8 protein-coding genes, 1 tRNA gene and 1 pseudogene are annotated in these 12,062 nt (G+C 61.1%); 5 read left to right on the top strand and 5 right to left on the bottom strand.

The genetic code is table 11. The annotated features are described in order from the left end of the window. Nucleotides 1–56: 56 nt before the first annotated feature. Nucleotides 57–1,727: pseudogene (ctaD, locus tag Q1A44_RS15980) on the bottom strand (cytochrome c oxidase subunit I); the annotation flags it as partial. 345 nt (nt 1,728–2,072) lie between these two features. Here ctaD and Q1A44_RS15975 point away from each other — a divergent pair. After that, complete coding sequence (locus tag Q1A44_RS15975; protein WP_299627280.1) at nt 2,073–4,604, top strand: Hint domain-containing protein; 2,532 nt, start codon at nt 2,073–2,075, stop codon at nt 4,602–4,604. A gap of 76 nt (nt 4,605–4,680) precedes the next feature. Here the strand turns inward: Q1A44_RS15975 and lipB are convergent, their stop codons facing one another. Both lipB and Q1A44_RS15965 read right to left on the bottom strand, forming a co-directional pair. Next, the gene (gene lipB, locus Q1A44_RS15970; protein ID WP_299627279.1) at nt 4,681–5,340 is read right to left on the bottom strand and encodes a lipoyl(octanoyl) transferase LipB; all 660 of its coding nucleotides are present in this window, start codon (nt 5,338–5,340) and stop codon (nt 4,681–4,683) included. 4 nt (nt 5,341–5,344) lie between these two features. Next, nucleotides 5,345–6,019, bottom strand: a complete 675-nt coding sequence (locus Q1A44_RS15965) for a DsbA family oxidoreductase (protein WP_299627278.1) — start codon at nt 6,017–6,019, stop codon at nt 5,345–5,347. A gap of 170 nt (nt 6,020–6,189) precedes the next feature. Between Q1A44_RS15965 and Q1A44_RS15960 the strand changes: the two genes are divergently transcribed. Then, a tRNA-Leu gene (locus Q1A44_RS15960) sits at nt 6,190–6,276 on the top strand. 77 nt (nt 6,277–6,353) lie between these two features. Here the strand turns inward: Q1A44_RS15960 and Q1A44_RS15955 are convergent. Next, on the bottom strand, nt 6,354–6,716 hold the full coding sequence (locus tag Q1A44_RS15955; RefSeq protein WP_299627277.1) for a MerR family transcriptional regulator: 363 nt from the start codon (nt 6,714–6,716) through the stop codon (nt 6,354–6,356). Nucleotides 6,717–6,783: 67 nt separating this feature from the next. Between Q1A44_RS15955 and Q1A44_RS15950 the strand changes: the two genes are divergently transcribed. Next, complete coding sequence (locus tag Q1A44_RS15950) at nt 6,784–8,034, top strand: NADH:flavin oxidoreductase/NADH oxidase family protein (protein ID WP_299627276.1); 1,251 nt, start codon at nt 6,784–6,786, stop codon at nt 8,032–8,034. Between the two features lie 68 nt (nt 8,035–8,102). On the opposite strand, the gene Q1A44_RS15945 is transcribed toward Q1A44_RS15950, so the two are convergent. Continuing rightward, entirely contained in the window at nt 8,103–8,720 is a 618-nt protein-coding gene (locus tag Q1A44_RS15945) for a response regulator transcription factor (protein WP_299627275.1), read from the bottom strand. Nucleotides 8,721–8,920: 200 nt separating this feature from the next. On the opposite strand from Q1A44_RS15945, the gene Q1A44_RS15940 reads away from it, so the two are divergent. Beyond that, on the top strand, nt 8,921–9,367 hold the full coding sequence (locus Q1A44_RS15940; RefSeq protein WP_299627274.1) for an oxidoreductase: 447 nt from the start codon (nt 8,921–8,923) through the stop codon (nt 9,365–9,367). Between the two features lie 45 nt (nt 9,368–9,412). Next, nucleotides 9,413–11,947, top strand: coding sequence for a PAS domain-containing hybrid sensor histidine kinase/response regulator (locus Q1A44_RS15935; protein WP_299627272.1), 2,535 nt, complete (start codon nt 9,413–9,415; stop codon nt 11,945–11,947). The last annotated feature ends 115 nt before the right edge of the window (nt 11,948–12,062 follow it).

Below are 12,062 nucleotides of genomic sequence, written 5' to 3'. Positions count from 1 at the left end.
TCGTATTGTGCATCACGTGGATGTTCGTTCCCGGCCCATTCCTCGATGCTATCGGGATAGCGGTGAGATTTGTCCCAGTCTTCCTGCTTGGGCAGGATTTCGAACGTGTGCTCTGGCGGTGGGCTGGGCAGTGTCCATTCCAGCGTATCCGCATACTCGTTCCATGGGTTCGGCTCGGTGCATTTGGCGCCGCGCAGGAGCGACCAGGCCATCACGCCGAAGAAGAACAGGAAAGAGGCAAAGCTGAGGAACGCGCCCCACGACGACCATTCATTCCAGTAGGCATAGGCCTCGGGGTAGTCGATGTAGCGGCGTGGCATGCCTTGACGGCCCAGGAAGTGCTGGGGGAAGAACGTCAGGTTGGCCCCGATGAACATCGTCCAGAAGTGCACCTTGCCCGCCCATTCAGGATACATGCGGCCCGTCATTTTGGGGAAGTAGAAGTAGATCCCCGCAAAGATGGTGAATACCGCACCCAGCGACATCACGTAGTGGAAGTGTGCCACAACGTAATAGGTGTCGTGATAGTAGCGATCCACGGCGGCCTGGGACAGAACGATGCCTGTAACCCCACCCACGGTGAAGAGGAACAGGAAGCCGAACGCCCAGAGCATGGGTGTTTTCAGCTCGACCGAGCCGCCCCACATGGTGGCGATCCACGAGAACACCTTGACCCCCGTTGGGACCGCGATGACCATTGTGGCCAGCATGAAATAGGCCTGCTGGTTCAGCGACATGCCGACCGTGTACATGTGGTGCGCCCACACGACAAAGCCCAGCACACCGATCGCGATGATCGCCCAGACCATCGGCAGGTAGCCAAAGACGGGCTTGCGCGAGAAGGTGGCAATCACATGGCTGATCAGGCCAAAGCCGGGCAGGATGATGATGTAGACCTCTGGGTGGCCAAAGAACCACAGAATGTGCTGGTAAAGCACTGGGTCGCCGCCCCCGGCCGGATCAAAGAAGGTGAAGCCGAAGTTCCGGTCCATCAGCAGCATGGTGATCGCGCCGGCCAGGACGGGCAGGGACAGCAGGATCAACCAGCTTGTGACAAAGATCGACCAGCTGAACAGCGGCACCTTGAACAGCGTCATGCCGGGGGCCCGCATGTTCAGGAAGGTGGTGATCATGTTGATCGCGCCCAGGATGGACGAGGCGCCCGAAACGTGGACCGCAAAGATCGCCAGATCCATCGACATGCCGCCTTCGTTCGTGGACAGCGGTGGGTACAGAACCCAGCCCACGCCCGACCCAAGCTGGCCATTGCCGCCTGGTGCCAGCACCGAACAGATCGCCAGGGTGGTGCCCGCGACATACATCCAGAAGGACAGGTTGTTCATCCGCGGGAACGCCATGTCCGGCGCGCCGATTTGCAGCGGCATGAAGTAGTTGCCGAACCCGCCAAACAGGGCCGGAATAACGACAAAGAACATCATCAGAATGCCGTGACCGGTGATCAGAACATTCCAAAGGTGCCCGTTGGGGGTACATTCGCCAGCGGCAGCGGCCGTCAGGCGCGCGCCTTCCATGCACATGTACTGGACGCCCGGGTCCATCAGTTCGAGCCGCATGTAAACAGTGAATGCCACCGAAACAAAGCCGACAAAGGCCGAGACGATCAGATACAGAATACCGATGTCTTTGTGGTTTGTGGACATGAACCAACGGGTGAAAAAGCCCCGTTCGTCCTCGTGATCGTGCCCGTGAATGGCTGCGTCTGCCATGCGGTGCCTCCTGAGATTGTTGTTTGACCCGCACGGGGTTCCCGTCCGTGCGTGGATTCTTGAGTGGTTGTAGAGATTTGGGGCCGCCGCTTCAATGACAGATCGACCCATTGAGCGGGATGAATTGTCGCGCATCCCTTGTAACACCCCTTGTACCAACCGTTTCGTCAGGGGCGACAAAGCGGCCATTTCTGCGGGCACTGTTTCGCGGTTGGGCGCGGTCTCACAAAATGGCCTTGGTTTGGCGGCAGATTCTCCACGCTTCATTCATCCTTAAGACCGATTCCCGCATCATGTCCGAGGTCAACGTGTGTGCAAAACACTCCCTTGAGCGAGCGGCAGATCATGGCGACGAATGACAATACGAACCCCGGCACCGAAAATGACGAGGCCATTTCCGGCACGTCCGGTGCGGATACGCTGACCGGGGCCCTTGGGTCTGACACCATCACGGGGGGCGATGGCGCGGATGTGCTGAGCGGTGACGGCCCGGTTGAGGGCGCGTGGCTCTATGAGGCCTATGATTACGACTTCAGCTCGGCTGCGGGCCAGGCTTTTGACATCGAAAACGGGACGCTGATCGGGACGGGCTATGTCTCTGACTTCAACGAGGGGGGGCTGGTCAGCACCCTGCGCGACGATGGTGTCAACAACCCCGAAGATTTCGGGGTCATTTATACCAGCACGCTGAACGTTACAGCGGGCGGGACATACCGTCTGACGACCACGTCGGATGATGGGTCCACCATCCAGATCTTTGATTCCGAAGGCAATCCTGTTCAGTTTTCGAACCAGACCGGCGGCACGCTGGACTATCTGAACAATGATTTCCACCAAGGATCGACGACGCGTTTTGGTGATGTCCAGCTTGACCCGAACGAGACCTATACGATCCAGATCCGATATTGGGAAAACCGGGGTGCTGATGTACTTCAGGGCACGATCAGTGGCCCCGATACGGGCGGTGTGGCCGAAAGCCTGTTGACCACGGACATGATCGGCCCGGCGCCTGGGCCGGAAACATCTGTGACCGGCACCCCTGCGGGTGTTGAGGGCGATGACGTGATCGACGGCGGTGCGGGCGACGATTACATCGAGGGCAACGGCGGCAATGACACATTGCTGGGCGGCGCGGACGAAGACACGATCCTGGGCGGCGACGGCGACGATGTCATCGATGGCGGCGCCAACACGGATATCATCGACGGCGGCGCGGGAAATGACAGCATCACCGATACGGGCGGCGCGCTGTCTGACGATACAATTGACGGCGGCTCGGGCGATGACACCATCGACGGGGGCGTGCGCGAAGACCTGCTGACCGGCGGTTCCGGCGATGACCAGATTGAAGGCGGCGCGGGCGACGATACCATTGAAGGTGGCCTGGGCTCGGACAACCTGAGCGGTGGAACGGGCAATGACATCCTCGTGGGCGATGCGGGCTCTGCCACCACGGTCCTCTATGAAGAAGACTTCGAGAGCGGCGCGACCGGCTGGACCAACCCGCTGACGGAAACTGATCCGAACCTTGGCGGATCGCTGGGCCGGTTCGGGTCGGGCGATGGGCGGATTGCGACCCAGAACACCTTTGACCTCGGCGCTGACGCAGATGAAATCAATGTCGATTTCGACGCGCTGCTGCTCGACAGCTGGAATGGTGAAGACTTCATCATCACCGTCAACGGCACCGAAGTGCTTGTCCCCTTTACCGAAGGCGACACCACCGATCCGGCACCGCAAAGCTTTGTCGGGCCAGACGGGGCCACCTACAGCTTTACCTTTACCAATGAACAGACCGGCGAGCTGGGCTATTCCACGGGGACCCAGGACACGATCATGGGCGTGTCGCTGACCATCACGAACCCGCCGCCCGAACTGACCATCGGCTTTGGCACGGATCTGAACAGCACGATCGACAATGAAAGCTTTGCGATCGACAACTTCACCGTCGTGCGGGTGGATTCCGCTGACGATACGCTGACGGGCGGCACGGGCGACGATACCCTGACCGGCGGTGCGGGCGACGATGATTTCATCTTTGCGCCGGGTGACGGCAATGATGTCATCACCGATTTCAATGCAGGCAACAGCGGGGCCATCGACGACGGCGACCAGACCAACAACGACTTTATCGATCTGAGCGCCTATTACACCCACATCCACGAGTTGCGCGCCGACCTCGAAGACGATGGGGTGCTGAACCAATCGGTGGGGGATTTCAGCGACAACACCGCACTGGGCGGCTCGATCACCTTTACGGGCGTGACGTCGGATCAGCTGACCGAGGACAATACGAATGTGGCCTGTTTCACTGCCGGCGCGCTGATCGACACCGTTGACGGCCCGGTGGCAGTTGAGGCGCTCAAGCGCGGTATGCGTTTGAAAACGCTGGACAACGGGGATCGTCCTGTGCGCGCCGTGCTGCGCCGCGAAGTGGATGCGGCGGGCGATCTTGCCCCGATCTGCATATCGGCGGGCGCGCTGGGCAATGACCGCGACCTGCTGGTCTCGCCTGCGCACCGGATGCTGATTTCGGACTGGCGGGCGCAGATGCTCTTCGGCGCGGATGAGGTGCTGGTGAGCGCGGGCAACCTGGTGCGGGGCGATCTGATCTACCGCGCGCCGCGCCCCCGGATCACCTATTATCATATCCTGATGGACCGCCACGAGGTGATCTTTGCCGAAGGGGCGCCGACCGAAAGTTTTCACCTCAGCCGGGAAGCGGCGGAAGCTGCGGAATGGGGCGACAGCGAGGAAGGGGCTGTTGCCTCGGAAATCGCACGCATCTTCCCCGAATTGCTGATGTGCGCCAGCCGCTGCGTGCGCCCCGTCATGAAAGGCTATGAGGCACGCGCCCTGGCGGGCATGCTGGGCTGACCTTCTTTTGGCCAAAAATATCCTGGGGGAGGCCGCAGGCCGGGGGCAAAGCCCCAAGAAAATTACTTCAATTTTCTTATGCCGTCTGCACCCCAAAGACCGCATCAAACTGGCGGCGCAGGGCCATGTCCACATCCTCCATCGTGACGGGCAGGCCCAGATCGACAAGGCTGGTCACCCCGTGATCGCTGATCCCGCAGGGCACGATGCCGTCAAAGTGGCTCAGGTCGGGTTCGACATTGATACTCAGCCCGTGAAAGCTGACCCATTTGCGCAAGCGGATGCCGATGGCGGCGATCTTGTCTTCGGCCACGCTCCCATCTGGTTGGGGCGGTTTTTCAGGCCGGGTGACCCAGACGCCCACGCGGCCCTCGCGAATTTCCCCGGTCACGTTGAATTCTGCAAGCGTTGCGATCACCCAGGCCTCCAGGCTTTGGACAAAGGCGCGCACGTCGCGGCCACGTTTGCCCACATCCAGCAGCGTATAGGCCACGCGCTGGCCCGGCCCGTGATAGGTATATTGCCCGCCGCGCCGAGTCTGGTGCACGTCGAAGCGGTTCGGGTCCGTCAGGTCCGCCGCCTTGGCGGAGGTGCCCGCGGTGTAGAGCGGCGGATGTTCCAACAGCCAGATGCATTCCTCAGCCTCGCCTGCCGCGATGGCTGTTGCGCGTGCGTCCATCCACGCCTCGGCAGCGCGATAATCTGTCAGCCCGGGGGTGGTGATCCACTCAACCATTGTGTCAGGCCGCCTCTTCGGCTGCGACCTTTTGCAGTATATCGGCATAGTTTTTGACGCCTTGCGCGCCGGTCAAAAGGTATTTGCCGCCAAAGACCATCGAGGGCACGCCAGAGATGCCGCGCGAGGTCCAGAATTCCTGCTTTTCCCGCACGGAGGCGGCCAACGCGCCGCTTTCCAGCACTTGCGCGGCCGCGTCCCGGTCCAGACCGACGCTCTCGGCCACGTCCAAAAGGGTGGCGATGTCGGACACATCCTTGCCATCGGTGAAATGCGCCTGAAAGAGCGCCAGTTTCAGCGGGTGTTGCGCCCCCTGGCTCAGCGCGAAGTCCAGCAGTTGGTGGGCGGCAAAGCTGTTCACGATGCGGCTGTCGTCCGTGAAATTGAAATTGATGCCAAGGCTGTCGCCCAGGGTTTTCATATGCGCCCGGTTCTGGGCCGATTGTTCGGGGGTGGAGCCGTATTTCTGCGCAATATGTTCGGCCAAGTTTTGCCCTTCGGGTGGCATATCGCGGTTCAGCTCGAACGGATGCCAGCGGATGCGCGCGCCGGTGCCGGTGACCCCAAGCGCCTGTTCCAATTGCCGAAATCCGATGATGCACCAGGGGCACATCACATCGGACACGATATCGACCTGCACCACGGGTCCTTGGGGCGGGGTGGGGGCGTCATCTGGCATGGGCGGGCCTTTCGCGGCTGTGGCCTGCTATAGATCACCCTGCGCGGACGGATTTTCAAGCGCTAGATGCGTGGGCGCGGTTGCGGGCCGGGCATGGGCGCGTTTTCTTTGAAATCGCTCTTGGCATCGGGTGCGTTCGCGGCTAAAGACCCTTCACCAAGTCAAGGCGTGCGGCCGTGGCGGAATTGGTAGACGCGCAGCGTTGAGGTCGCTGTGAGGTAACACTCGTGCGAGTTCGAGTCTCGCCGGCCGCACCAACTCCGATTTTTCGGGCGTTTTTCCCAGACACGTGAACTTTGCCGCTTTTAAGCGTTAAGCCCTGCTGACCTGCGGGTCAGCAGCTTGGGCCGTCGGGGCTTTCGAAATAGGCGATCATGTCGCAGACCCGTTGTCGGATCGCCTTCAGCTCGGTCATTTGTTGATCCACATTGGAAAGCTTGGTTTGCAATAGCGCCCGCACGTCGTCCCGTGCAATCAGATCACCGGGATCATCCGGCAGGAAGGCGCGGATCTCGGACAGGGTGAACCCCAGTGCCTTGCTCATCGTGATCGTGCGCAGCCGCGACACCATCTCTTCGGGATAGTCACGATACCCGTTCTCGAGCCGTGTGGCGGCGGGCACCAGCCCGTGTTTTTCGTAAAAGCGGATGCGCGAGGTCGACACCCCCGCAGCCTCTGCAAGTTGACCGATTTTCATGCCTCTTGACCTTCAACTATTGTCGAAGGTTTATATCAGGCGGGTTCCAATAAACAAGGCACCCAAGATGAACTCCTCTCCTCTCTTTTCCCCGCTCGCATTGCCCAATGGCACGACCCTTCCCAACAGGCTGGCCAAGGCCGCAACCGAAGAAAGCCTGGCCGCACAAGGCCAGGTGCCCGATCACCGACTGAACACCCTTTACCGCCGATGGGCCGAAGGTGGCGCGGGCCTCTTGATCACCGGCAACGTGATGATTGCGCCGGACGCCCTGAGTGGCCCGGCCAGCGTTGTGTTGCAGGAGGGCGCCGACCTTGCCCCCTTCAAGCTCTGGGCCGAGGCAGGCCGTTCGGGGGGTGGGCAATTCTGGATGCAGATCAATCACCCGGGCCGCCAGACATACAAGATGCTGGGCGAGGAAGCGGTTTCGGCGTCGGATGTTGCCATCGAAATCCCGGGCATGTCCAAGAATTTCAGCCCGCCCCGCGCCCTGACCAGTGCCGAGGTGGATCGATTGATCGACCGTTTTGCCACCACGGCGGCCCTGGCCGAGGCGGCGGGCTTTTCCGGTGTGCAGATCCACGCCGCCCACGGCTATCTGATCAATCAGTTTTTGTCGCCCTTGACCAATCGTCGGACAGACAAATGGGGTGGTCCGCTGGAGAACCGGGCGCGGTTTCTGTTTGAAACGGTTCGGGCCGTGCGGGCGCGCGTGTCCAAAGACTTTTCGGTCTCTGTCAAACTGAACTCGGCGGATTTCCAGAAAGGCGGCTTTGACTCGGATGACGCCACCTGGGTGGTGCGGCAACTGGGCGATATGTCTGTTGATCTGGTCGAGCTGTCGGGGGGATCCTATGAAAGCCCCGCCATGCAGGGCCGACCCGAAGACGGGACAAGCACGGCCCGTCGCGAGGGCTATTTCGTGGAGTTCGCCAAGGAGATCGCCGCCATCGCACAGATGCCGGTCATGGTCACTGGCGGCATTCGCAGGCGGCAGGTGGCCGAAGATGCGTTGGTCAACAAGGCCGGGGGCATCGGGGTGTCGGTGTTGGGGATGGCCACAGCGATGGCCTATGTGCCCGATCTGCCCAATCGGTGGAAAGCCGGGCAATCCCTCGACATCGCCTTGCCGGTGGTGGACTGGAAAAACAAGCGCATGGCCGGTTTGGCCACGATGATGCTGGCCTATGCCCAGTTGGATCGGTTGTCGCGGGGCAAAGCGCCGAACCCGCGCATGCGCCCCTTGTTCGCCTTTGTGCGCACGCAGATGAAGCTGAAGAAAATGACCAAGCGCTACCGGCGGTGGCGTGACGCATAGCGCGTGGTTGCGCCTTCGGCAGGGTGGCGGTACCGCTGCCCTGCCATACGCCATGCCAATTCGCGCCTTTAAAAGAGGTGTTTTTCCTTGGCCAGCAGGGCCGCCTGGGTCCGGTTGGACACGCCCAGTTTGGCCAGCACGTTTTTCACGTGCAGTTTGACCGTCACCTCCTGCACCCCGAGATTGCGCGCAATCTCCTTGTTGGACAGGCCAATGCACAGCTGTTCGAGGGTTTGCATCTCGCGCTCTGACAGGGTGGCGAAGGCGCCTGTGGGGGTGGCTGTGCTATCTGTGGTGCCGAAATCGAAAGGGAAATACCGCTCGCCCGAGAGCACGAATTTGATCGCGTTGACCAGCGACACGGCCGTCAGGGATTTGGGGATGAACCCGTTTGCCCCTTGCTCCATCGCCTTGTTGGCGACCTCGCGGTTGGCCACACCGGACATCAGCGCCACTTTGGTCGCGGGGAAGGCCTTGCGCGCCCGGTCGAGCCCGTTCAGCCCATCCATCCCCGGCATGTTGTAATCCAGGATCAGCAGATCGAAGGCATCCAGACCGGTCATCAGCGTCAATGCTTCGTCCAGATTGCCCGCGGTTTTGACCACAAACCCGTCCACGCTTTCCAGATAGGCGGCGATGGTGTCACGGACCAGATCGTGGTCGTCGGCAATGAGGATCGTGGGCATGTGGGCAGCTTTCTTACTCTTGAACGCGGTTACAACCGAAAATTTGGGCTAAATCGTGGCTCAACTATACTTTGGTATAGGTGCCTATGCCAATGCTTTGCTGACGCAGATGCCCGCATCGGTATAAGCCCGGCCTATTCGTATTTGGAGAGACAGAAATGGCGCAACTTCACCACTCACGGGCAATTTTTGCTGCGTTCATGTTACTTTTGGGCGGGCTTGTGCCGGCCTTGGCGCAGTCGCCAATGGCGCTGCTGGTGACGGCATCCGCCTCCTCATCCGAACCACTGGAACTGAGCCTCGCCGATCTGGATGCCATGGAACAGGTGACGTTTCGCACCACAACCATATGGACGGACGGCGAGGTGACGTTTTCGGGCGTGCCGCTGGCATCCGTGTTGGCAGGACTGGACGGTGCGTCCGTCGAAATGGTGGCCCTGAACGACTACAAGGTCGTGATGCCGATGGAAGCAGTGCAGGCCACAGCCCCCATCGTGGCCACCCGTATGGACGGTGCGCCGATGTCGGTACGCGACAAGGGCCCGTATTGGGTTGTCTTTCCCTATGATGAGGGCCCCGAATACCAGACCGAAACCATCTATTCCTACAGTATCTGGCAACTGAACCGATTGCGGGTCATAGAATAGGCGGCAAGGGGACCGCGTCGCGTGACCCCGAGCGGGAGGTCAGATGTGAAGCCCAAGGCAAATCCGTATCGCATAACGGTATTGGCAGGCATTGGCCTGCTGATTTTCTTGTTGGGGGTGATGGCGTTTAACCTGCTGTCGCAGTTGCGCGACCTGTCGCGGGCCGCCGATGACAACATGCAGTGGAGTATTTCGCAGATCGACACCGAATTTGCGAACCTCGACGCGACCCTGACCCAGCAACAGGCCACGGGCCAATACCCCAATGACGAGGTGCAGTTGCGCGTCGATATCGCGCTGAGCCGTCTGAACATCATCAATTCGGGCCGTGCAGCGGCCATTTTTGCAGACAGCCCGGAGGCTGCTGCCGCCATCGCGCCCATCAACGCCTTTGCCGAGGCCGCCATTGCGATTTCCGATGCGCCGGGGCCCCTGACCGGGGCGGCCCTGACCCAGATGCGCCGTCTTGTGCAGGAGGTCCGCCCGCATGTTCGCGACATTGCACTGTTGGGTGTCAGCCTGAGCGCCGAGCGGTCAGAGGCGCGCCGGGCCGAGTTTGCCCGCCAGTTGTCTCTGACAGGGGGCATTGCGATGTCGCTGTTGATCCTGATGGCGATCCTTATGCTGTTTCTGGATCGGTTGTTGCAGCGCGCGGCGCGGCGCGATGCGGCCCTGTTGGCCTCGTCCAAGCAGTTGTCGGCGACGGTGGCGGCTTCGCTGGATGCCATCGTGACGGCGGATGATGCGGGCCGGATCATTGATTTCAATGCCGCCGCCGAGGACGTCTTTGGCTGGGCCCGCGACGAAATTGTGGGCCTGACCATGGAGGATACATTTATCCCGCACCGGATGCGCGACGCCCATCATAACGGGATGAAGCGGTATTTGAGCACGGGAAAACCCCGCGTTGTCGATGCGGGCCGGGTGGAACTGGCCGCCCTGCGCAAGAGCGGCGAAGAATTCCCCGTGGAGCTGAACATCACCACGATGCAGGAGGGCGATGCCACCACCTTTATCGCCTATATCCGCGACATCAGCGCCCGCAAGATCAACGAGCAGAAGCTGATCGAGGCCCGCGACCGGGCCGAGCGCACCGACAAGGCCAAGTCCCAGTTCCTGACCGTGATGAGCCACGAGATGCGGACGCCCCTGAACGGCATTCTGGGCGTGCTCGATATGCTCAAGACAACCGATCTGTCGCCCAAGCAAGAGCGCTATGCCAAGATTGCCACCTCATCGAGCGAGATCCTGCTGGAGCAGGTGAACGAGGCTCTCGATATCACCCGGATCGAGACGGGCGAGCTGCAACTGACGCAGCAGGGCTTTGCCCTGACCGATTTCATGCAAGGCCTGGTCGATGTGTTTGAACCTTTGGCGCAGGAAAAGGGTCTGGCCCTGACACTGGAGATCGAGCCGGCCATGCGCGGGCCATATCACGGGGATGCGGGGCGCATTCGCCAGATCCTGACAAATCTGATCGGCAACGCGATCAAGTTCACCGAAAAAGGGCATATTGCCCTGCATGTCAGCGGGATTCACGGCCAGGATGCGACCTCGTTGCGCTTTGCGGTCAGCGATACGGGCATCGGCATTCCTGCCGATCAGCAGGAACAGGTGTTCGAGGATTTCTTTGCCTTTGCCACAAGCGAAGGGCGACAGGCACGGGGCGATGGGTTGGGCCTGTCGATTTCGCGCCGTATTGCGCGCGCGATGGAAGGCGATGTGTCGGTGCAAAGTACGGTCGGGCAGGGGGCCACATTCGTGCTGACCCTGCCGGTGCAGCGCACGGTGCCCGCGCCTGATCCCGCTCCGGTGCAGGATGCGCCGCCCCCCGCTCAAAGCTGCACGATCCTGATTGTCGAGGACAATGCCGTCAATCGCAGCGTGCTGGGGGATATGTTGCAGGCCATGGGCCACAGCGTGCACGAGGCCGTCAATGGGGCCGAGGCGCTGGACGTGGCCCGCACCACAGCCTTTGACCTCATTTTCATGGATATCAGCATGCCCGTCATGGACGGGATTGAGGCCACGCAGCGCTTGCGGGCGGGTGGCGGGCCCAATGCGGCCACCCATATCGTGGGCCTGACCGCGCATGGTCGCGAGGAATACCGCGAAAGCGCAGTGGCCGCAGGCATGGATCGCTTTCACACCAAGCCCATTCGTCTGGATGCGCTGCACAGTGTGATTGCCGAGGTGACGGCAGGCCAGTTCAGCAGGCTGGACGCCAAGCATTTTCCTCAGGCGCTGACCGAGATGATCGGCCTTTTGGGAGCTGACCGCGTACGCAAGGTGGCCGACACCTTCCTCAGCGAGTTGAGCGACCTGATCGTCCAGATGCGCCAAGCGGGCCCCGACACGGATATGCAGGCGCTGGCCGACGCGGTGCACAAGGCCAAAGGTGCCGCGGCCCTGTTGGGCCAGACCGGGCTGGAGCAGGAGCTGGCCAAGCTGGAGAATCAGGCCCGCGCAGGCGCCTTAGATGATATGGCATCTTGGGTTGCCACGCTTGAAACCGGTGCCGCGCAGGCCCGTTCGGTGCTGGATGCGGCCATTGACCAAGGTTCTGACGTCCCTTTGTGAGAGCGACCCTATCCCTTGGGATAGCCCGCCCCCTCCAATTCCCTTTCACCTATACCCCCGCACCCCAGCGCCATGTCTCGGGGCCCTTTAAACCTGTGTTCATCTTAAACAGGGC

The sequence above is a fragment of the uncultured Tateyamaria sp. genome (assembly GCF_947503705.1).
In the GTDB taxonomy this organism is placed as follows: domain Bacteria; phylum Pseudomonadota; class Alphaproteobacteria; order Rhodobacterales; family Rhodobacteraceae; genus Tateyamaria.
The sequence above is the reverse complement of the archived record's forward strand: the minus strand, read 5'-3'. Positions and strand labels throughout refer to the sequence as shown.